Source organism: Arthrobacter sp. FW306-04-A, from assembly GCF_044358315.1.
In the GTDB taxonomy this organism is placed as follows: Bacteria; Actinomycetota; Actinomycetes; order Actinomycetales; family Micrococcaceae; genus Arthrobacter.
On record NZ_CP084559.1, the window covers coordinates 473,440 to 493,820 of the forward strand.

Sequence of the window (20,381 nt, forward strand, 5' to 3'; positions counted from 1 at the left end):
TAGGCACAATGGAAGCATGTTGGACATCGAAGTGATCGAGGATCCCGCCGCGGCGGAAGCGTCGCTGGACCCGATCCGCACCCGTATTCTGCAGGAGCTGGCCGTGCCCGGTTCCGCCACGCAGCTGGCGGTCAAGGTGGGCCTGCCGCGGCAGAAGATCAACTACCATCTCAAGGCCCTGGAGCGTCATGGGCTCGTCGAGCTTGTGGAGGAACGGAAGAAGGGCAACGTCACCGAACGGGTTTTGCGCGCGACGGCGGCGTCGTACCTGATCTCGCCGGCGGCACTTGCGTCCGTGGCGCCGGATCCCCGACGCTTCTCGGACCGCTTTTCCGCCTTCTGGCTCCTGGCGCTCGCGGCCCGGACGGTCCAGGAGATGGGCAAGCTGATTGCGGGCGCGGCCGCAGCCAAGAAGAAGCTTGCGAGCTTCGCGATCGATGGCGAAATCACCTTCCGCTCGGCGTCGGACCGCGCAGCTTTTGCCGAGGAGCTCGGCGTCGCAGTGACCCGCCTCGTGGACAAGTACCACGACGGCGGAGCCGGCGCTTCGACCGGAACAGTGAGCGGCGCACGCAAGCACCGCCTCGTCGTCGTACTTCATCCCGCACTCAAGACAAACACGCAGCACTCTCCAGAAAAGGAACAGGACAATGACTGACAACCGTGAATTCGAAATCGTGGCCGACACCGAACTGCCCGGCACTCCTGAACGGGTCTGGCAGGCTGTCACCCAGGACACTTCGGCGTGGATGTTCCCTACCGATCAGTGGCCGGCCGTGAAAACCGTGGACGAATACCCCAGCCACCTCGTGTCCCGGATGGACGGACCGGACGGCTGGTTCAACCAGCTGGAACACGTCTTGGAACCGCTCGACGGCGGCCGGGCCAAACTGCACTATGTCCACAGCGGCATCTTTGCGGACAACTGGGAAGACCAGTACGACGGCGCCAGCAAGCACACCGAGTTCTACCTGCACACCCTGGGCCAGTACCTGCAGTTCTTCGACGGCAAGCCCGTGGTCTTCACGGACATCCAGGGTCCGGCGGCCTCGCAGACCCCCGACGGGTTCGTGCAGCTGAAGAAGGCACTCGGCGTGGACGGCGTTCCGCAGGGTTCCGCTGTTGAGGTGGACGTCGACGGCGTGGGGCGGCTGAGCGGGGAGGTTGACTTCTCCAACCAGCACTTCCTGGGCCTCCGGACGACGGACACGCTCTACCGCTTCTTCGGCCGCAACTCGTTCGGAGCCCCCGTGGGCATGACCGTGCACGATTTCAGCGGCAACGGCGACTCCGAATTGACCGCCAAAGTGTGGGGTGGGTTCCTGGAGAAGGTGTACGCGTAAAGGCTGCGACGCGGAAAACGCTGGGCGACACGGAGGTGGTCTGGCGACACACAGGGAACTCCGGTGTCGTCAGGTCACCTGCGCGTCGCATGGCAATCGGGCGTCATTGCCAGCCGCGCGCCACCGCATCCAATGCCGCAAAGTAGATCCCTTCCCAATCGGTTCCTGAGTCATTCATGTTCGCCAGTTCCAGGCTCACGAGTCCGTGGACCTGTCCCCAGATGGACATGGCGATCGTTGCGGCATCATCGAGGCGAATAGTTCCCGCTTTTTGTGCGGCGTTCACTGCTTCCACGAGTGGAAGCATGGCTCCCGAGGCAACGGCCGGCGTCGGGCTGCAGTCCACGTAGGCAGCGAGAGCACCGCCAAACATGAGCCGATACAGGGCTGGATGGTCCAGGGCCCAGGAGCGGTAAGCGAGGCCCAGGCCTCGGAGCCCACCGCTTTCGGCGACGCGTTGCGAGTCACCGAACGAGCGGAATCCGTCGTCGACGGCGGCCGTGAGCAACTGTGCTTTGCCACCGAAAAGTGAGTAGATTGCGGTCGTTGAGGTCTGAGCGGCTGCGGCAACGTCGCGGAGCGTGACTCGCGCGGGGCCATCCCGGTCTACGAGTTCGGCCGTTACCCGAAGAAGCCGCTCGCGGACGAGTTGGTCATGAACGATGGGTCTTGCCATGCCTTCAAGTGTTTCATAACATTGTTTCATAACAGCGTTATGAAACTCGAAAAGCGGAACTTGAGTCACGGTTCCCAGACCGAAGGATTCACATGGCACAGGAAGTCTTCCCGGGCCGCTTCACGGCGGACGCTGGGCGCGAATCAGTGACCGTTTTCCTCATCGGAATGCGGGCCAACCGTTGGTGGAAGATCGGCAAAGTCGCTCGCGTGGCGTCGGCCATGCCCATCATGCTGCGCCATCTGGCAGCACATCCAGAGTCCGGAATGCTTGGCTGCGAACAGTGGTTCGGGCGTACCACCATGCTGCTCAGCTATTGGGAGAGCCCCGAGCATCTAAGGCGCTTCGCGGCGGACAAGGATTCGCCGCATTTGGGGCCGTGGCGGCGTTTCATGAAGGAAGTCGCGGGCGGTGGTGACATAGGCGTGTGGCACGAAACCTATCAAGTGCCCGCGTCGGGAATTGAGGTGGTCTACAACGGCATGCCGCAGTTTGGCCTTGCCAGAGCCACCGCGCATGTCCCGGTCGGGCCGGGCACCAACACCGCCAAGCAGCGCATGGGCTCGTCCTCGGCGCCGCGCGAGTAGCTGCGACTACGCGACCGCGGCCGCTTCCTTGGGCGCCTTCAGGGTCCTCCGGAGCTGGGGCGAGGCATCGAGCCTGGCCTGGGCGTCCCGTAGTGCCAGCACCGCCGTCTCAAGCTGGGCCGGCGCAAGGGTGTACGGGACGCGCATGAAGTGCTCGAAAGCCCCGCCGACCCCGAAACGCGGCCCGGCCGCCAGTCGCAACCCGAAATCCGGGGCGACGACGGTGAGCGCAGTACTCGACGCCGTCGGCAGCCTGCACCATGCCGTGAGCCCGCCTCGCGGCCGTTCCACGTGCCAATCAGGCAGATGTTCGGCGAGAAGCCCGAGGAGAGCCTCCCGGTTCCGTCGCAGTTCCTCAAGCCTGGCGTCCAGCGGTTCAGTGAAGGCGCGGACCAGCCGCGCAGCGGCCAATTGTTCGACGACGGGCCCGCCCAGATCCATGGTGGTCCGGGTTTGCACGAAGCGGCTGATCAGGTCTTCCTCAGCGCGGATCCACCCGGTCCTGAGCCCGGCCCAATGCGATTTGCTCAGCGAACCGATGGTCACCACCGCCGAACTGAAGGCGGCGAGCGGGGAGGTAGTGACGGCGTCGAGGTTCAGCTCCCGCAGCGTCTCGTCCACCACCAGTACGGTGCCCGTACCTGCCGCCTCGCGGACCAAGCGGCGGCGCTGGAGGTTGGACATGATCCGCCCTGTGGGGTTGTGGAAGTCCGGCACGAGGTAGGCCATGGCGGGACTTTGGTGGCGCATCGCGGCCACCATGCCCTCGATATCCCAGCCGCCCGAGGCCGGATCCTTGCCCGACCCCAGCTCAATGCCCGACGTCGGCTCGGTGGCGGGCGGCATCGGTACCGGCACTGTGCGTGAGCCCGAAGCGCGGATCGCATCGAGCGCGTTGGGGTAGCTGGGGTGCTCCACGAGGACCTTCTGTTGCCGCCCGGCCAGGGTTTTCAGGATGATGTTCAGCGCGTGCTGAGCCCCGGAAGTCACCAAGATCTGCGCGGACGTGGTCGGGATCCCGGCCGCTGTGTAGCGGTCCGCGATGGCTTCCCGGAGGGTCGGGAGGCCGACTGCGTCGTAACCGAAACTCGGTAACAGCGCCGGGAGATCAACCAACGCATCGGCAAAAGCCCGGTGAACCACTTCGCCTGTTGCCGGAAGCGAGGCGTAGGCGAGGTCAAGAATCCCATCGGGAACAGCGAGGCCCGGTCCGCCGATGGGAACGGTTCGGTGCGGAATGCCCGTCCGGCCCCTGCTGCGTTGCCCGCCGCTGAGGAATCCTTGCTCGCGAAGGCTGGCATAGGCAGCGGTGACGGTGGTCCGGCTGACTCCCAAAGTGACCGCAAGTGCGCGCTCGCTCGGCAGCGCGACGTCCAGCGGGATGCGCCCGTCCATCACCAAAAGGCGTACGACGTCGGCAAGCTCGCGATAGGCGGGAGCGGCGCCAATGTTCCAAGGGCCGAGGAGACGCACCATGGCTGTGGGGTTCAGGGATCCGGGCATAAGACCAGTATTGCAAACTGGCTATGGAAAGCAATGCCAGTTTTCGGGAGCATGGTTTCATGATGACCCGCAGAATCACCCAACTCATGATCGGCCTCGCAATGTACGGGGTTTCCCTGGCCATGTTCATCCGGGCCGGCCTTGGCCTGGATCCCTGGGATGCGTTCCACCAGGGCGTCGCGGGGAAGATCGGGTGGAGCATCGGCACTGTCGTGGTGGTTGTCAGCTTCCTGGTCCTGCTCCTCTGGATACCGCTGCGGCAGATGCCCGGCTTTGGAACCCTCGCCAACGCCGTGCTGGTGGGTGTCTTCGCGGACATCGGCCTGGCCCTGATCCCCGCGTTCTCGCATTTGGGTGGGCAGATCGCGATGCTCGCCGGTGCCGTGGTCCTCAACGGCATCGCCTCTGCTTGCTACATCGGCGCTCGGCTTGGCCCGGGCGCCCGCGACGGACTCATGACGGGGCTTGCCCGCCGCACGGGTTGGTCGGTGCGCTTGTCCCGGACCTTGATCGAAGTTGTTGTGCTCGGCGTGGGCTGGCTGCTTGGCGGATCTGTCGGCGTGGGAACTGTTGTCTATGCCTTGGCCATCGGTCCTCTAGTGCAGTTGCTGTTGCCTCTCTTCACGGTCCCGGAGAAGGCCTCCCAGGTTGCCCCCGAGGAGGTGCTCGCCGGGCCATGACGCGGATTCTTCCCGGCGACGCATAAATTACCTGGCGCCTCCGGAATTCCCGGAATTCCGGAGGCGCTAGGAAAATTCTGCGTCGCCAGGCGAGGCGGGCAGCGTCAAGGACCGGGCTGGCACTCCGGACAGAAATAGATGTCCCGGTCTTCCAGCCCTGACGCCGGTCCCAGCACGTCGCGGCGAATGGGCGTACCGCAGCGAAGGCACGGCTTGTGCTCACGGCGGTACACCCAGTACCCGGGACGCAGGGCTCGCGGGCCGCGCGTCGTCCGAGGTCCAGGTCCCAGGTTGGCCTCAAGCAGGACTTTGGCTTCCTTGAGCATCCCCGCCAAATCAGGAACAGCCGATACTGGCGCGGCAGGATGCAATCCTGCCAGGAAACACGCCTCGCAGCGGTAGATATTGCCGATGCCAGCCACATTCCGTTGGTCGAGGAGAGCTAGCCCGATCGGAGTGTCCGGCGCGGATCGTAGCCGATGAACAGCTTCGGCAGCGTCCCAATCCGGCCCCAGTAGATCCGGCCCAAGGTGCCCCACCACTCGGGCCTCCTCCGGCGTCGGGATCACTTCCAGGATTCCCAACGAGAAGCCGACGACGTCGGTAGTCGCCGTGCGGAGGATGCACCTGGCCGTGTGGCCGGGTTTCCTCCAGCGTCCCCCGGGGGGATAGACCTGCCAGCTTCCCTCCATTTTCAGGTGCGAATGGATGGTCAGGGCCCGGCGCGGTGGGCCGGCATCAGCCGATCCAGGCGTGTCCGGCGCGGCCCGTACCGACCCCGGCATGTCCGGCGCGGCCTCTTGGGCGGCCCCGGCCTCAGCAGGCCCCAGCAATCGCATGAGCAAATGTTTTCCCCGCGGCACTACCTCGGACACGGTCCATCCGGCCAGGTTCAGGGTGGCGAATCTGGGCACCCGAAAATCCGAGGAGACTAGCGTCTGCCCGCCAAGGGCCTTGTGCAGCTCCGCGGCGGCCCGCCAGATCGAGTCGCCCTCAGGCACGGATCCTCAATCCCTTGGGCGTGGAGTACGCCCCGGCCGCGGCAAGGGCATAGGCCACTGGAGTGTCCAGAAGCTCATGGCCGTTGGCTTTCTCCATGATCAATTTATCCACGGCGCCCCGGCGCACTACGCCAACGAGGGCGGCAGCGGCAGCCGCCAGGACGGCGTCGTCATGGCTGAAGGTAAGCAAGGTCTTCCCACCGCGCTCAACGTATAGAACCAAGGCGCCGTCGACCATTACCACCAGGGCTCCGGCTTTCCGTCCCGGACGGTGACCCGACCCGGCGTCGACAGCCAGCGCGGGCCAGGGGAGGGCGGCGCCATACGGGTTGGCCGGATCCGTGGCGGCAAGGGCCAAGGCGACAGGCTCGGCTTTGGCGAGTTGGGCATCTTCCGTGAAGGATCGGAGGCGGTCCACGGTGGCGGGAACGGCAAACTGGGCGGCTCCGAGGTGTTCGATGAAGTAGCCACGGCGGCACCGGCCGGCTTCCTCCAGGCGGGCCAAGACCTTGTACATCAGGCCGAATCCGCCCACGATGTTCTCCACCATCACAGATCCGCGCGTCACGACGCCGTACCTGTCGAGGAGGAGTTCCGCGGTACCGCGTGCTTGGGTGGTGGGGTCGAGCTCGGAAGCGGGCAACGCGGACCAACGGCCAACAGCCAACGGGGGAGTGGGTGCCGCTCCCGTGACCGAGCCATAGCGTCCGCCCGTGAGCCCGGGTGATCCCATCAGCCCCGTGCCGTGCGAACGGCCGAGCCTGCTCATCCGCAGGGACCTGGCTCGCGGCGGCCGGGCGGGCTGCTTGTGCGCGGTGCGGCCCCCGGCAATCATCGCGCGGACGGGGGCGAACGTGTCGCCTGTAATGCGGCCCGCCCAAACGAGATCCCAGAGGGCGGACACCACGGCGTCGTCGCTGAGCACTGCATCCATGCCGCCCGCAACTTCGGTGAGCTGCCGGAAGAAGTAGGCACCCCCACCAGTCTGCAGATGCTCCAAGAGGCGGAGCTGGGCGTCGCCGGGCTCGAATTCAGGGTCCGGGTTGAGGGTCAGTTCAGCGGCTTCGGCCACGTGGAGGCTGATCCAACCGTCGTTCCCAGGCAGCGATCCGGCACCGGACCACAAGACTTCACCGGCGGCCATGAGCTCGTCCAACATGGCTGGTTGGTAGTCCGAGATCCGGCTGGCCAGCACCAAGGACTCCCAGGCCGACGCCGGAACGGGCACACCGGAGAGCTGGTCGACGGCCGTCATGATGCCGTCCAGCCCACGCAGCGCCGGGGCGCCACGGGAGCGGCCTGCAGAGGGCACGGACACGTTTTGCCAGGCAGGCAGGAACCGGCCGTACGCAGCAGCGTCCACCGGTTCCACTTCGGCGCGCAGCGCGGCCAAGGAACGACGCCGGAGCTTGCGCAGCACCTCCGAGTCGCACCACTCGCTGCCCGGGAGAACAGCCGGTAGTTCCGGCGCCACCGCCGGCTCGGGCGAGACAGGTGCCTCACCGGGAACCGCATCCGGCACGCTGGGGTGCGGACGGAACTCGCCCTCCACCACCCTGCCGTCCGCTGCCAAGCGTTTCAGGGCAGTGCTTACAACGGCGACACCGAGTCCCAGCCTGGCCGCAGCTTCCTCGGCCGTGAAGGGCCCATGGGTCCGTGCGTAACGGGAGACGAGATCGCCGAGCGGGTCATGGACGGGTTCGATGAAGGCGAGTGGTACTCCCATGGGCAGCGGAACGCCTATGGCATCACGGAGCCGGGCTGCATCCTCGATGGCCGCGAATCGTTCCACGCCGCTGAGGGTCACGGTGAGGGCGCGGTTGGCCTTCCGCAAAGCAGCCAGGTGCGAGGCGGCCGCGAGGTGCGACGCCGTCAGATGCGCAGCGGCCTCCACTCCTTCTTCGGGCTGCAAACGGGCAGCCACTTCTTCCACGCTGAGGGGTCCCAGCAAGCGCAGCAAGTCCGCGACGCCTTCCATGCCACGGACTTGCCGGTCCGCTGCCAGTCGCTGGAGCTCAAGTTCGGTGGCCTCAATGACTTTGGCGTCCAGGAGCTCGCGCAGTTCCACCCTGCCCAGGAGCTCGTTCAGGAGTGTGGAGTCGAGGGCCAGCGCCGCGGCCCGGCGCTCGGCGAGCGGTGAATCGCCCTCGTAGAGATACTGCGCCACGTAGCCAAAGAGCAGCGACTTGGCGAACGGGGAGGGCTGCTGGGTGGTGGTCTGTACCAAGCGCAGTTCACGGCGCTCGATCGAAGCGGCAATGTCTTTCAAAGCGGGGAGGTCGTAGACGTCCTGCAAGCACTCGCGCACGGTTTCGAGAACAATGGGGAAGGAAGGGTATTTCTTGGCGACGTCCAGCAATTGAGCCGAGCGTTGCCGTTGCTGCCACAGCGGCTGCCTTTTCGCCGGATTCTGCCTCGGCAACAACAATGCGCGGGCAGCGCATTCACGGAAGCGCGAGGCGAACAGGGCGCTGCCGCCAACCTCCGCCGTCACGATCTGCTCGAGTTCCTCCGGGTCAAAGAGGAACAGCTCGGCTCCGGGAGGTTCGTCTTCCATCATCGGCACCCGCAGCACGATGCCGTCGTCGGCGGCCATGGCGGAACCGTCCAGCCCGTAGCGCTGCTGGAGCCGCTGCCCGACGGCGAGGGCCCACGGTGCGTGGACCGGCATGCCGAAGGGGCTGTGCAGGACTACACGCCAGTCGCCGAGTTCGTCATGGAACCGTTCGACCACCAGCGTGCGGTCATTCGGCACGACTTCCGTGGCCTGCTTCTGTTCGCCCAGATACTGGAGCAGGTTGCCCGCGGCGAAATCGTCCAGGCCGCTGGCCTTGCAGCGTTCCAGGGCCGGCCCTTGATCCGAAGCGGAGAGCTCGCGCACGAATGCTCCCAGCGCGCGCCCGAGATCCACCGGACGGCCCAAGGAATCGCCCTTCCAGAAGGGTAGTTTCCCGGGCTGGCCGAAGGCGGGCGAGACAAGGACGCGGTCATGTGTAATGTCCTCGATCTTCCAGCTCGTGGCACCCAAGGCGAAGATGTCCCCGACGCGTGATTCGTAAACCATTTCTTCGTCGAGCTCGCCGACGCGCCGGCCGCCTTTGGCAGCGCGCGACGCCGGACTGGGCTCCTGCGCGGACGCTTCCGGAGCGCCTCCAGCCGAAGGAGCGCCGCCAGCGCCAGAGCCAGAACCAGAGCCTTCGGTTTCGGTGCCGATGATGTAGACGCCGAAGAGTCCCCGGTCCGGGATGGTTCCTCCCGAGGTCACGGCAAGGCGCTGTGCTCCTGGGCGGCCTTCGATGGTGCCGGCGTTGCGGTCCCATACGATGCGCGGCCGGAGCTCGGCGAATTCGTCCGAGGGATAACGGCCGGCCAGGAGGTCCAAGGTTGCTTCGAAAGCGGAGCGGGGAAGGGTGGCGAAGGGGGCGGAGCGGCGCACGGTGGCGAACCAGTCCTCAACCTCGATGCTTCCCAGCGCTGTGGCGGCTACGGTTTGTTGGGCCAGGATGTCCAAGGGGTTTGCGGGAACATGCAGGCGTTCGATCTGGCCGCTCAACATGCGTTCCACGGTGATGGCGGTGTGGACGAGGTCTGCCCTGTGCTTGGGGAAGAGCACGCCTTCGGAGATCTCGCCTACCTGGTGGCCGGCGCGGCCTACCCGCTGCAGTCCGCTGGCCACCGACGGCGGCGACTCGACCTGGACTACCAGGTCCACCGCACCCATGTCGATGCCGAGTTCCAGGGATGACGTGGCCACAACACACCGCAGCCGGCCGGATTTGAGGTCGTCCTCGATGAGTGCCCGTTGGTCCTTCGACACGGAGCCGTGGTGTGCCCGGGCCAAGACTGGATCGGCGCCGCGGGTGCTTCCGGCCTGGGCCATCATGTGCGCGGGAGTCGCCGTCGAAGCCGGCCGCCCCGAGAATGGAAGCCTTGAGGACGGCACCCCAAAAACAGGCGGGACCGAGTCCGCCACGGAATCCGCCGCAGCGGAAAACACATCCACCGCCATGAGTTGGCGCTCCGCGTAGATCTCGTTGAGCCGGGCGGTGAGGCGCTCCGCGAGGCGCCGGGAGTTCGCGAAGACAATGGTTGACTGCTTGGACAGGACAAGATCGACGATCTTCTCCTCAACATGCGGCCAAATGGACGCTTGAGGTTGCAGCCCGGAGGCGGGTCCCGAGTCGAAGGCGCCGGCCGCCCCCGCCAGGTCCGACATGTCCTCCACAGGGACGCTGACGCTGAGATTCCAGTTCTTACGGGACGGCGGTGCGACGATTTCCACAGGAGCCGAACCCGCGAGGAACTGCGCCACGAGTTCGCGCGGCTCCACTGTGGCCGAGAGCCCGATCCGCTGGGCGGGTTTGGGCAGCAGCGCATCGAGCCTCTCCAAGGACACCGCGAGGTGCGCGCCGCGCTTTGTGCCGGCAACTGCGTGGACCTCGTCCACAATCACGGTGTCCACCTCGCTGAGCGTCTCCCGGGCCTTCGACGTCAGCATCAGGAACAGGGACTCGGGCGTCGTGATGAGGATGTCCGGCGGGTGGCTGAGCAGCGCGCGGCGGTCCGCCGTCGTCGTATCCCCGGAACGGACGCCGACGCTGACCAGCGGAGCCGGCAACCCGAGCCGTTTCGCGGTTTGCGTGATGCCGATCAGCGGCGAGCGGAGGTTGCGTTCGACGTCGACGCCGAGAGCCTTGAGCGGGGAGATGTACAGGACGCGGGTCTTGCGTTTGGGGGCTTTGGCCCGAGCCCGACTGGGTGCGTCCTCAAGCCCTGGAAGCGCATCAGCAGGAGCATCCGCGGACACCGACAAGAGCCGGTCAAGGGCCCACAGGAAGGCCGCGAGCGTCTTGCCGGAACCGGTGGGCGCCACCACAAGAGCGTGGGAGCCGGACGAGATGGCCTTCCACGCGCCGTCCTGGGCCGGTGTGGGCGCGGTGAAAGCACCCAGGAACCACTCCCGCGTGGCACGGCTGAAGCGGTCCATGGCTGTGTGGCCTGAACCGCCCGGTAGCTCCCGCTCCTGCATTCCTCCATCATGCCTCACGGCACCGACAGGATAAGGTTCAGCGGCTAAACCGCCGGGCCGCACTAAACCCCGCCACTACCCCGCCTGGAAAGCCTGAACGCTCAAGAGGTTGATCGCGGCGTTGCTACAGGCCTGGTGCTGCTGCGGGATGAACACCGAAGCGGTGTCCTCGGGTGGGTAGACACGGAAGCCTGCGGCCGTAGCCTGGGTGCAGTCCGGGTAGTTGCCGGCTTGGGTGTAGCGGAGTTGGGCGAAGCCGGCCTTCCCCGGAGCGAGGACCACATCTGTCACTGGCTGGGTGTCGTCGCGCGCGGCGGCTGCGCCGATCGGATCGCCGGTGGGTCCGGTCGTGAGGGAGACGCCTGGGAACCCTTTCAGCACGCAGGATTCGGTGCCCGAGTTAGTGAGGATGAGCTTCATGTAGAGGCTGCCCGCGGCGCCGCCGCCGGTGGAATCGACGGAAGGTGTCAGCGAGGCTGCTTTGCAGAGAGGGACGCCGGATGCCGTGGTCCCGGTGCTTGATGGCGTGGAACTGCCGCTAGCGCTGGGAGCACTCGACGTGGGCATCGAGGAAGAGGCCGAAGCCGAACCGCTCGGCGTTCCGGTGCCCGGACCCTGGGCCTGGGCTTGGAAACAGCCGGAGAGCAGGAATACCGAGGCCGCTGCCATCGTGAGCAGGAGACCGTTCTTGACTCGCATATTCGTCATGCGCACAGCATTTCGTCGTCATATGCCCGAGTCAACTAAGGCGCGGCAACGGCGCCGGATTGGCGCCCGGATCGTAATGTTCCGGGCGCCAAGCAGCGGAGTCGTTATTTGGACGCTGAAGCCCGCGTGGAACGGCCGCGGAAGAATGCGGCGCCGCCCAGCCCCAGCCCCGCCAGGCCGGCGATCAGGCCGGCCCAGCTGCGCGCCTGCGAACCGTCGTCGGACGCGGAAGCTGCTTGCTCTGTGGAGATTGAAGCAGCCAAATGACCATCACCCGCAGCGGCATCCGCTGCGGTGACGCCCAGCGACGGCGCCGGAGCCTTCAGCGAGTGCGGATCCTGGCCGTCTTTCGGGATTTCAGCCCAGTTTGTCTGCCCCTGCTCGCAGTTCTGGAGCGTGGGGAAGTAGAGGGTCTTGCCAGCGGTGTCGGGCAGCTTCACGGACAAGACCAGGGCATCGCGCTGGTGCGGGTCCAGCGGGGCCTTGGCCGTGTAGACGATCTGGCTGGTCCGCTTGGTGATGGAGGTGCCGTCGGACAGCTTCTTCGGCTCGGGCAGCGTCTGCGTGACCTTCTCGATGGTCCAGTTGGGGTTCACCGTGGGCGTGGCGTCCGTCAGTTCCTCCGGCAGGTTAATGGTCATCTTGGTGGTGCCCGAAGTGTCGCAGCCGTGCGGGACGCCGAAGGTCAGCAGGGCGTAGGAGTTGGCCGTGGTATTGTCCGGGTTGATCGAGACATGTGCCGAGGCGCCTGAGAGGCCTGCCATCATCAATGCGGCGGTGCCGCCTGCGACTGCGGCGGCGGAGAGGGTACGGCGGAGTGAGGACTTTTTCATGGTTGTTGCCTTTCAACGGGCGCGCTAAAGCGCCAAAGTATGGGGATGTGACCGTCACCAGTTGAAGGCGGTGCCGGGCGGAGTCAGGAGAGTACGACGACGGCGGGCGGGCCGCGTCTGCTGTCTTGCCTGAGGTTCCGCCACGGGCGGGGGATAAATACGGCGGGTGCGCTGAACGCAACAGCTGAGCTGCCGGCGTCGGGTCTGAAGACCAGGCGGAGGAGTTGGAGAAGGGGCCGGAGCCACGCCGCGAGCTGCCACAGCGCTTGCTCTCCCCTCGCCAAAAGGAATGCCGAGGCAGCAGTCGCAATGGCGTGTCCCGTCAGCATCAACCAGCTGAGGGGGGTGTCGAGTTCGTGCAGATGCATTGTTCCGGTGCCGAGAGCCGGGGCAAGGTGTTCCACCCCCATGTGGTGCGCCGGTGAGCCAGGAGCCGCGACGGCCAGCGGGCCGAATGCGGTGAACGCCTCGTGCAGGACCAGCTGTCCGGCTCCAAGTAGCGCGGCGATGACCGGGAATCCGAGCTTGAACCGGGTGGCAAGGGTTGTGACGAGCCCAGTCAGTGCGAGGACGGCCAGCAGGACGGGCGCGACGGGAAGCGCGCCGCCGGAGAGGACGTGGGCACCTGCCGCGAGGGCAACAATGGCGACTGCAAGAGCGCCCGAGCGCATGGCATGGAAGGGTGTCCGGGCATGCGATGCGCGCACGGGTTCCTCCCTCGGTAGCGTTCAACCCGGTAATTCTACCGGGGGTTCGTGGCCGGAGCGCCTTCGGATGGGTCGTGTGACGCGGTTGGTTGCGTGACTCCCTCAGCTTGGCCGGTTACACTGATAGTGGTCAGTGAAAAGACGTCCATGGGATGTCTTCCAAGAATCCATGGGATGTCTTCCAAGAAATCGTGGATAGCTGGCCACTACCTTGCCCGGCCCCAAGGGAAAAAGTAAGACTTCAACTGCGGCTGGATCACGGGCTCGAACCACGAGCATTCACGCTCTTCCAAGCGTCGTTGGACAGCCCAAAGCGCGTAGTCAGCAACTTGAAGCCCCCATGACGATGAAGATTCCCAAACGCACAAGACGATGTTTCGGTCCTGGGCGCTGCAGACTTCACGGAGTGACTCCCGCGCGAGTTCGCTCCGCTTGTTCGTACCGAAAGTGCCGGCAATGACGTACAAGGTGTCTTCACGCGTGGAGACTTGCTTGGCGATTTCGCTGAAGTGCAGCCGCCAGGCCAGCTTGTATTGAACCTGAGGATACCGGATGTCACGCCGCAGGTTCGGGCGATCCGGCAGCCGTGGCAGGACCACCTTCGGAGGGCTTGCCTGCCGGGCCTTTGCCAGCCGGCCCTTTCCCGGCCGGACCCTCGCCTGCGGCTTCCGAGGACGCCTCCGAAAACGTGCGGGCCGCCCGCGAGCCGGCGATAGTGCTTGCCCCGATGCTGATGAGCGCTCCCAGGATCATGGCCGCGGCTTCTCCCGGTTCCAGCAGATGCAGTTGGGAGCCGATGGTGGCGGCGGCAACCGGCACTCCCAATTGGGAGGCTGCCAACACCGCGAGTGGCAGGGGCTGGCCGAGGACCCGGAGGCTTCCATGCACCAGCAGGGTTCCCAGGCCGAGGCAGATCCCGAGGAGAATCATTTGCGGACTCCCCGCGAGGGTACGCAGGTCAAGCGATGCGCCAAGCCAGACAAAGAACACCGGCCCCAGGAAGCCGTCGCTCACGGCGAAGAGTTGGTGCGCCAAGCGTCTGGGTTCGCCTACAGCCGAGACCACAAGGCCGAACGAGAACCCGGCCAGCATGATGGACACGTGGCCGAGGACTGCCAGCCCGGAAAGTGCGAAGAGCAGCGCCAATTGGATCCGCAGCTCCAGGGCGAACTTCCGGTCTTCGGACACGTCATGCAGCCGTCCGCGGTTACCGCTGTTCTCCAGCCAGCGAAGCACGAAGAACAAAACCGCCGCGCACGCCGCGACGACGGCGGCCCCGACCGCTGCCCTCGGCGCATTAGGCGGGTCAACGGCGAGCGGAAGCGCCACAATGCAAGCGATATCCGCCACCGCAACCTGCGCCGTCGTCGTGAGGACCTTCGGCCCTGTCAGACGAAGCGAGTCGACGATCGGCAGGACCAGCGCTGCGGAGGAGGACGCGAGCAGAACGATATAAAGGGGAGCATGTCCCGTGCCGAAGGCAAAAGCGATGACGACTCCGACGACGGCGGCCAGCACCGCGGCGATGCCGGCTCGCAGGGCGCCGCCACCCAGTGCGGGACGGATGGCTTTGTCCCGCACGGGGACATGCGTTCCGGCGACGAACATGATCAGCGCGAACCCGACGTCGGCCACGAAAGTGAAGGTCGGATCGGAGGAGTCCACCAGCCCAAGCCCGGTTCGCCCGATGGCGATGCCTGCCAGCAACTGTCCGAGTACCACGGGAATGTGCCATTTCCGAGGCAGCGCCAGCAGCGGCCCGAGGAGCGCGACCGCGGCGATCAGCGAAAGCTGAAAGAACGACACACGTTCCTCCTTCTACCGCCGTTGCGGTTGGTATGCGGTGGTTACCGGGGCGCGTCAGCCAGTTTGAGCGGAATGTCGGTGTTCTCGTCCGTGTAGTAGCTTGCACACACCCGGTGGTAGCCATCGGCCACCTGCGCGGGAATGCCCCGGGCCAGGTCGCCCCTGACCATGAGGATAGGCGAGAGCTTCCTGCCCTCCTTGATCTTCTTCAGGTCCGACGCCACGTGGGCGTTGTCTTCGGGCAACAGCACCAGCCTCGCGGCCCGGAGAATGTCCTTGGCCTTGCGGTGCTGGATGGGAGCGGCCATGAGCGAGGCGACAATAGTGGCAACGACGTCGTCGGATTCAAGCAGGGATAGATAGTTCGCCGCGCCCGGATAATCTTGCTCCTCAGGCTGCGGCAACCAGCGGACTTCGCCCTTGTTATCGTCAGGCATGCGTTGTACTCCTTGGCCAGCGGTATTTGCTTGCAAACGTGGGCGGCGCCGGACGTGGGACCTTGGAAGGGTCTGTGCCGGGACGTCGTCGTCGTAATTCCAGGGCGAGGCTTTCTTGACCGCGGGCCATCGCCCAACGATGGTTCGCGGAAAAGGCGGGCTTGAGGAGCCAGCTTAGCCGCCGGAGCAGCGTTTTCGATGCGCTGACTCGCCAGTCATACGTGACCACCGTTTCTGGCCCATCCTGTTCGAAAGTCCAGCGCCCGGTGCCGTTCACGTCACCGCTCGCCGATATCGCGAAACCTTGCTCCGTGATGGGTTCGGTGACCTTGAACCTCCAGCGCAGGGTGTACGGCAGCCAACCCTTCGTGTGTAGGGTGAAGGCCTTTCCCGTGCCATCAGCATTTCCTGGATCGAGTGGAACAACCCTCAGGTACACCGACGGCCACCAGCGGGGCAGCGTTCCGGCGTCGCCCAAAATATCCATGACCTCATGCGGGGTTCCCGCGACGCGCCACACGGTGAGGAACTCGTAGTCAGCGTTGCTCTTGGAAGTGCCGCCCATTGCTGCCTCCACGGCGCGGATGGATAGTGGACTCACAGTACTCACGCCGTTGCACGCGGTCAACGGCCTAGCCCGGGCTTGCTCGAGGACCGTTTACTCCCTGACCGTCACGGTCAGCCGTTGGATGTCATTGTTTCCCATGCCTTGATAGTTCCACTCCGGCGTCTCGGGCTGAGTCTGTCCGGTGGAGTCGGTTGCACGGCATGCCAGTTCGTGGGAACCGGCTGTTGCGATCCACATGAACGTCCATCCGCGCCACGCATACCGGCCGGCAGGCGCCTCGAGTTGAGCCTTCTCCCATACGCCGTCCACGCAGACTTCCACGCTGTCCACAGTTCCGTTGCCGGACCAAGCCCGGCCGCTGAGCTGGACCGGCCCCGCGTCGACGGTGCGTTGCCGCGTGAAGAAATCGGGAACGCCCGGGGGAACCATGAGGGAGCGGACTTTAATCCGCTGGACGGGTTCGCCGGGATCGTCCGCGTTCTGGGTGTAGCGGTAGGAGTCGAGCTGTTGGAAACCGTCGAAGCTGTGGTCAATTGCCTCGATGGATTGCAGCCATTTGACGCTCGTCATCCCGTACCAACCCGGGACGAGCAACCGGACGGGGTAGCCATGCTGCGGTGGCAGGGCCTGGCCGTTGACCTCATAGGCGAGCAAGACGTCGTCGGACATTGCTTCCGCGAGCGTCAGGCTGCGCGCGTACTGATGCTCCACGCCGCCCTGGATCCCGCGGTCCGCGCCTGTGAAAACGAGCTCGACGGCGTCTGGTGAGACCCCGGCGTCGAGCAGCAACGGAGCGAGCGGGGTTCCGGTCCACTCAGCTGTCCCTATTCCGCCCTGGTCCCAGGGCTGGCTCACAGGCCGCGGTTCCAGCCGCGAGCGGCCGTTGCCGGCGCACTCCATTGTGACGGCGTGAGTGCGGCGCTCGCGGTGCTGGAGGTCGGGCAGGGTGTACCCGTGCGGATGGTCCACGAGGCCGCCAATATTCAGGCGCCAGGAGACGGGATCGATCCGGGGGATGTCGAAATGGACCAGGAGATAGTGCATGCCCAGCGGTGTGATGGGCCATCGGAGCATCTCCAAGGGCATGGCGTGGTTGCGCGAAGCGAGTCGCAGTTCTTCGCGGGTGATGGGACCCGTGGTTGGTGCAAGCGGTGCGGCTGGTTCTGCCGGAGCAGCGGGCGCGGTGGTGGCCGGGGTGGCAACAGCGGCGCCCTCCGCTGTGCGGCGGGTCTTGACGCTCATGCTCCCAGTATGGGCGCCGCCCGCCGGGGTGTCATTACTCGAGTTGACCCCATCGCCTGCGCGCCTCGCGGGCTCCCGGGTGCTCTGACGGTAGAAATGGGGAGGTGGGCCCGGAGACCTCCCATTTCGCGCCGGCGGCCCCGGTCCCAGTCCGTGCAACCACAGGAAAAATGACCTTTACACGCAAAACCCATGTCCTTCTCGCTGTCATCCTCATCGGTTTCATTGTGGTCGGCGGGCTCTGGTACGTCGGCCAGCAACAAACCCAAGGAACGGCGGCCTCCAGTGATGCCACAGCGTCCCCGGCTGTCGCCGCGGACGCAGGGGACGACGTCGAACCCGTCCAGCCGGGCGCGACGGGACCTGCCGCCGCCCCCGACGCCGTCGTGGTGCAGGAAACCGCGCCAAAAGCCATCCATTCACCGGACAAGGTCAGCAGGGATATCGCACTCTCTCCCGATCAGTGCAAAGTGAGGACACTGAACGCCGCCAAAGGCGAGGTTCTTCCTGACCCATCGTGCACGCCCGGTGCCATTGATCCGGCCGTGAGCGAAGAGAACATCGGCAGTACGATCTGCAGGTCCGGCTACACTGCCACCGTCCGTGCCCCTGCCGCGGACACGGACAAGGTCAAGCAGCTCAGCCTCCAGCAATACGGCCTGGTTCCGGTTTCTTCCACTGAATTCGACCACCTGATCAGCCTCCAACTCGGTGGCACCAACGCGGTGTCCAATCTGTGGCCCGAGCCGAACCGCGAGGGCGCCCCGGGAACCACTAACCCGAAGGACGCCATTGAAACGCGGCTCAATAAAGCCGTTTGTTCCCACCGGATTGCCCTCGCGGACGCGCAGAAAGCCATTGCCCATAATTGGGTCACCGCAGAGAAAGACCTTGGGTTGTAGCAACGTTCCCCCGGCCGGGCCGGCTCGGCCCTGCCCGGCCCTGCACGCGCTGCTGAGGAGGGTCGCCACCCGCACCCCCACCCCCCCAAAATCCCCCCGCATCTACAATGGAGACATGCCGGATATTGAGCGGTGGCCCACGGGGCGCTTGTTGTCTACAGCGGCCCGGCTGGTGGAGCACGCCTGGGATGAAAACCTCAGGTCGATCGGCCTTACCCATGCTGGCGTCATAGCGATGGAAGTCCTTGCAGCCACCGGTCCCATCACTCAGACCACTCTGGCCCAGATTGTGCGGGTGCAGGCCCAGACCATGGGTCAGACCCTCAATAGACTCGAAGCCCACGGCCACATCACGCGCCAACGCGGTTCCGAGGACCGCAGGGTGCACGTGGTGTCACTGACCGACGCCGGCACGGCTGCGTTGGAGCGGGCTGTCGAATCTGAGCAGCAAGTCCTCGCCCAAGTGTCCATCGATACTTCGATGTTCAGGCAGGAGTTGAAAGTACTCGTGCGCGAGCTGGCAGGCCGACAAACACCCGCAGGCGTCAGTGGCGGCGTCCCCTACGCGTCCGCGCGGGGCGAAGACTGATCGCGCAACGAGCGGGAACGTCGACGGCGGCACGCCCCCCGCGCACTGCCCCCTCACCGCGGGCGGTCAATTCGTCCAAGACCGCGTCGTACCAGGATTTGACCCCGAACTCAGGCTTACCGGCGTCGAGAAGCTTGAAGAGAGCGTCGGCCAAAAAGGTGAGCTCGGCACCTGACAGCCTGGCAAGCCCTTCCACCGGATCCAACTGCCCTTCCAGGCAAGAGGTCAATAGCGCGTTCACAGCGCAGCTCCCGGCTTAGCCGCAGCGGGGCCGGAGGTTTTGGAATGGGAGTTCAAAGCAGCGGGCACGTCGCGGATCATGGTCACTCCATGGAAGAGTTCCGAGGGCCGGCTGCATAACCCAGCATGATGCTATCGACGTTGTGAGGCGCGAGGCAACAGGACGGGCCCCGTCGGGGCGGCGTGAGTTCCCTGCACCTAATGGACGCAAGTCCTCCGGAATTCTCCCTTGACAACCTTCTCAAGGGACGCGTAGTTTGAATCGTATCAATGAAACGATTCAAACGAACCACATTGATCTGAGGCCGGAGACTCCCGGGCTTTGCGCTGGACATCACGGAATGCGAGAACCAACCATCATGAAAGACGTAGCAACGGCGCTGGGCCGGTTGGAAGAGCTGGCCATCGAAGTTCCCTCGTGGGCCTACGGCAACTCGGGTACACGCTTCAAGGTGTTCGGCACGCCGGGCACGCCGCGGACCATCCAGGAGAAGCTCGCCGACGCCGCGAAGGTCCACGAACTGACGGGCCTCGCGCCGACCGTGGCGCTGCACATCCCCTGGGACAAGGTGGACGATTACTCCGCCCTCCGCGAGTACGCGGAGGACCTCGGCGTCGGACTCGGGACCATCAACTCGAATACTTTTCAGGACGATGAGTACAAGTTCGGCTCCCTGACGTCCTCGGACGCAACGGTGCGCCGCCGCGCTATCGACCATCACCTGGAGTGCATCGACATCTTGCATGCCACGGGCTCCCGGGACCTGAAGGTCTGGCTGGCGGACGGCACCAACTATCCGGGCCAGGATGACATGCGCGGCCGCCAGGATCGCCTGGCCGAGTCTCTGCAGGAGATCTATGCCGGCCTGGGCGCGGAGCAGCGCCTGGTGCTGGAGTACAAGTTCTTCGAGCCGGCTTTCTACCACACCGACGTTCCGGACTGGGGTACCTCTTACGCGCAGACCGTTGCCCTGGGGGAGAAGGCCTTCGTCTGCCTGGACACCGGCCACCATGCCCCGGGCACCAACATCGAGTTCATCGTCATGCAGCTGTTGCGCCTGGGCAAGCTCGGGTCCTTCGACTTCAATTCGCGTTTCTACGCCGACGACGACCTGATCGTCGGTGCCGCGGATCCCTACCAGTTGTTCCGCATCATGCACGAGGTCATCCGCGGAGGCGGCTTCGGTAAAGAATCCGGCGTCGCCCTCATGCTGGACCAGTGCCACAACCTGGAGGAGAAGATCCCGGGCCAGATCCGCTCGGTGCTCAACGTCCAGGAAATGACGGCCCGTGCGTTGCTTATCGACGGCGCCGCGCTGGCCGAGGCGCAGCGCGAGGGCGATGTCCTGGCCGCCAACGGCATCTTCAACGATGCCTTCTACACCGATGTCCGGCCGGTCCTGGCCGAGTGGCGTGAATCGCGCGGCCTGCCCGCGGACCCGACGACGTCGTTCAAGGCCAGTGGCTACCAGAAGAAGATCAACGAGGACCGCGTGGGCGGCCAGCAAGCCGGATGGGGCGCATAGGAAC

18 protein-coding genes are annotated in these 20,381 nt (G+C 65.4%); 7 read left to right on the plus strand and 11 right to left on the minus strand.

Annotated elements, in window-relative coordinates:
• Positions 1 to 16: 16 nt before the first annotated feature.
• Together LFT43_RS02290 and LFT43_RS02295 are read left to right on the plus strand one after the other, a co-directional pair.
• The gene (locus LFT43_RS02290) at positions 17 to 658 is read left to right on the plus strand and encodes an ArsR/SmtB family transcription factor (RefSeq protein WP_395800860.1); all 642 of its coding nucleotides are present in this window, start codon (positions 17 to 19) and stop codon (positions 656 to 658) included.
• Positions 651 to 1,343, plus strand: a complete 693-nt coding sequence (locus tag LFT43_RS02295; RefSeq protein ID WP_395800862.1) for an SRPBCC domain-containing protein — start codon at positions 651 to 653, stop codon at positions 1,341 to 1,343. Before LFT43_RS02290 ends, LFT43_RS02295 begins: the two co-directional genes overlap by 8 nt.
• A 103-nt stretch (positions 1,344 to 1,446) precedes the next feature.
• Here LFT43_RS02295 and LFT43_RS02300 read toward each other — a convergent pair whose 3' ends face one another.
• A complete protein-coding gene (locus tag LFT43_RS02300) occupies positions 1,447 to 2,019 on the minus strand; it encodes a TetR-like C-terminal domain-containing protein (protein ID WP_395800864.1) in 573 nt (190 codons plus the stop codon).
• 92 nt (positions 2,020 to 2,111) lie between these two features.
• Between LFT43_RS02300 and LFT43_RS02305 the strand changes: the two genes are divergently transcribed.
• Positions 2,112 to 2,606, plus strand: coding sequence for a DUF4188 domain-containing protein (locus LFT43_RS02305; RefSeq protein ID WP_395800866.1), 495 nt, complete (start codon positions 2,112 to 2,114; stop codon positions 2,604 to 2,606).
• A gap of 6 nt (positions 2,607 to 2,612) precedes the next feature.
• Here LFT43_RS02305 and LFT43_RS02310 read toward each other — a convergent pair whose 3' ends face one another.
• The gene (locus LFT43_RS02310) at positions 2,613 to 4,109 is read right to left on the minus strand and encodes a PLP-dependent aminotransferase family protein (protein ID WP_395800868.1); all 1,497 of its coding nucleotides are present in this window, start codon (positions 4,107 to 4,109) and stop codon (positions 2,613 to 2,615) included.
• A 59-nt stretch (positions 4,110 to 4,168) separates the two neighbouring features.
• Between LFT43_RS02310 and LFT43_RS02315 the strand changes: the two genes are divergently transcribed.
• Positions 4,169 to 4,789 carry a YitT family protein gene (locus LFT43_RS02315; RefSeq protein WP_395800870.1) on the plus strand — a complete coding sequence of 207 codons (621 nt, stop codon included), beginning with the start codon at positions 4,169 to 4,171 and terminating at the stop codon, positions 4,787 to 4,789.
• Positions 4,790 to 4,893: 104 nt separating this feature from the next.
• Here LFT43_RS02315 and LFT43_RS02320 read toward each other — a convergent pair whose 3' ends face one another.
• The 9 genes from LFT43_RS02320 to LFT43_RS02360 all read right to left on the minus strand — a co-directional run bounded on the left by LFT43_RS02320 (position 4,894) and on the right by LFT43_RS02360 (position 17,120).
• Positions 4,894 to 5,790 carry an Fpg/Nei family DNA glycosylase gene (locus LFT43_RS02320; protein WP_395800871.1) on the minus strand — a complete coding sequence of 299 codons (897 nt, stop codon included), beginning with the start codon at positions 5,788 to 5,790 and terminating at the stop codon, positions 4,894 to 4,896.
• Positions 5,783 to 10,819, minus strand: a complete 5,037-nt coding sequence (locus LFT43_RS02325; RefSeq protein WP_395800873.1) for a DNA glycosylase AlkZ-like family protein — start codon at positions 10,817 to 10,819, stop codon at positions 5,783 to 5,785. Before LFT43_RS02325 ends, LFT43_RS02320 begins: the two co-directional genes overlap by 8 nt.
• Before the next feature lie 75 nt (positions 10,820 to 10,894).
• Positions 10,895 to 11,527, minus strand: a complete 633-nt coding sequence (locus LFT43_RS02330; protein WP_395800875.1) for a DUF4232 domain-containing protein — start codon at positions 11,525 to 11,527, stop codon at positions 10,895 to 10,897.
• Positions 11,528 to 11,631: 104 nt separating this feature from the next.
• Positions 11,632 to 12,360 carry a YcnI family protein gene (locus LFT43_RS02335; RefSeq protein WP_395800877.1) on the minus strand — a complete coding sequence of 243 codons (729 nt, stop codon included), beginning with the start codon at positions 12,358 to 12,360 and terminating at the stop codon, positions 11,632 to 11,634.
• 83 nt (positions 12,361 to 12,443) lie between these two features.
• A complete protein-coding gene (locus LFT43_RS02340; protein WP_395800879.1) occupies positions 12,444 to 13,067 on the minus strand; it encodes a hypothetical protein in 624 nt (207 codons plus the stop codon).
• 555 nt (positions 13,068 to 13,622) lie between these two features.
• Positions 13,623 to 14,873 carry a cation:proton antiporter gene (locus LFT43_RS02345; protein ID WP_395800881.1) on the minus strand — a complete coding sequence of 417 codons (1,251 nt, stop codon included), beginning with the start codon at positions 14,871 to 14,873 and terminating at the stop codon, positions 13,623 to 13,625.
• Positions 14,874 to 14,914: 41 nt separating this feature from the next.
• Positions 14,915 to 15,310: a hypothetical protein gene (locus LFT43_RS02350; RefSeq protein ID WP_395800883.1), complete on the minus strand. Its 396-nt coding sequence runs from the start codon at positions 15,308 to 15,310 to the stop codon at positions 14,915 to 14,917.
• Positions 15,303 to 15,875 carry an SRPBCC family protein gene (locus tag LFT43_RS02355; protein WP_395802861.1) on the minus strand — a complete coding sequence of 191 codons (573 nt, stop codon included), beginning with the start codon at positions 15,873 to 15,875 and terminating at the stop codon, positions 15,303 to 15,305. The genes LFT43_RS02350 and LFT43_RS02355 overlap by 8 nt, the downstream gene beginning before the upstream one ends.
• A 93-nt stretch (positions 15,876 to 15,968) precedes the next feature.
• On the minus strand, positions 15,969 to 17,120 hold the full coding sequence (locus LFT43_RS02360; protein ID WP_395800885.1) for a sulfite oxidase: 1,152 nt from the start codon (positions 17,118 to 17,120) through the stop codon (positions 15,969 to 15,971).
• A 170-nt stretch (positions 17,121 to 17,290) separates the two neighbouring features.
• On the opposite strand from LFT43_RS02360, the gene LFT43_RS02365 reads away from it, so the two are divergent.
• From LFT43_RS02365 to rhaI, 3 genes are all read left to right on the plus strand, one after another.
• Positions 17,291 to 18,022 carry a hypothetical protein gene (locus LFT43_RS02365; RefSeq protein WP_395800887.1) on the plus strand — a complete coding sequence of 244 codons (732 nt, stop codon included), beginning with the start codon at positions 17,291 to 17,293 and terminating at the stop codon, positions 18,020 to 18,022.
• A gap of 115 nt (positions 18,023 to 18,137) precedes the next feature.
• The gene (locus LFT43_RS02370) at positions 18,138 to 18,611 is read left to right on the plus strand and encodes a MarR family winged helix-turn-helix transcriptional regulator (RefSeq protein ID WP_395800889.1); all 474 of its coding nucleotides are present in this window, start codon (positions 18,138 to 18,140) and stop codon (positions 18,609 to 18,611) included.
• A gap of 599 nt (positions 18,612 to 19,210) precedes the next feature.
• The gene (gene rhaI / locus LFT43_RS02375) at positions 19,211 to 20,377 is read left to right on the plus strand and encodes an L-rhamnose isomerase (protein ID WP_395800891.1); all 1,167 of its coding nucleotides are present in this window, start codon (positions 19,211 to 19,213) and stop codon (positions 20,375 to 20,377) included.
• Positions 20,378 to 20,381: the final 4 nt, after the last annotated feature.

Bases quoted from the DNA above. Each gene is read 5' to 3' on its own strand.
- LFT43_RS02355 (WP_395802861.1), bottom strand. From the start codon at position 15,875: ATGGGCGGCACTTCCAAGAGCAACGCTGACTACGAGTTCCTCACCGTG.
- LFT43_RS02370 (WP_395800889.1), top strand. From the start codon at position 18,138: ATGCCGGATATTGAGCGGTGGCCCACGGGGCGCTTGTTGTCTACAGCG.
- LFT43_RS02300 (WP_395800864.1), bottom strand. From the start codon at position 2,019: ATGGCAAGACCCATCGTTCATGACCAACTCGTCCGCGAGCGGCTTCTT.
- LFT43_RS02295 (WP_395800862.1), top strand. From the start codon at position 651: ATGACTGACAACCGTGAATTCGAAATCGTGGCCGACACCGAACTGCCC.
- LFT43_RS02315 (WP_395800870.1), top strand. From the start codon at position 4,169: ATGATGACCCGCAGAATCACCCAACTCATGATCGGCCTCGCAATGTAC.
- LFT43_RS02305 (WP_395800866.1), top strand. From the start codon at position 2,112: ATGGCACAGGAAGTCTTCCCGGGCCGCTTCACGGCGGACGCTGGGCGC.
- LFT43_RS02365 (WP_395800887.1), top strand. From the start codon at position 17,291: ATGACCTTTACACGCAAAACCCATGTCCTTCTCGCTGTCATCCTCATC.
- LFT43_RS02350 (WP_395800883.1), bottom strand. From the start codon at position 15,310: ATGCCTGACGATAACAAGGGCGAAGTCCGCTGGTTGCCGCAGCCTGAG.
- LFT43_RS02325 (WP_395800873.1), bottom strand. From the start codon at position 10,819: ATGCAGGAGCGGGAGCTACCGGGCGGTTCAGGCCACACAGCCATGGAC.
- LFT43_RS02310 (WP_395800868.1), bottom strand. From the start codon at position 4,109: ATGCCCGGATCCCTGAACCCCACAGCCATGGTGCGTCTCCTCGGCCCT.
- LFT43_RS02290 (WP_395800860.1), top strand. From the start codon at position 17: ATGTTGGACATCGAAGTGATCGAGGATCCCGCCGCGGCGGAAGCGTCG.
- rhaI (WP_395800891.1), top strand. From the start codon at position 19,211: ATGAAAGACGTAGCAACGGCGCTGGGCCGGTTGGAAGAGCTGGCCATC.
- LFT43_RS02360 (WP_395800885.1), bottom strand. From the start codon at position 17,120: ATGAGCGTCAAGACCCGCCGCACAGCGGAGGGCGCCGCTGTTGCCACC.
- LFT43_RS02330 (WP_395800875.1), bottom strand. From the start codon at position 11,527: ATGACGAATATGCGAGTCAAGAACGGTCTCCTGCTCACGATGGCAGCG.
- LFT43_RS02335 (WP_395800877.1), bottom strand. From the start codon at position 12,360: ATGAAAAAGTCCTCACTCCGCCGTACCCTCTCCGCCGCCGCAGTCGCA.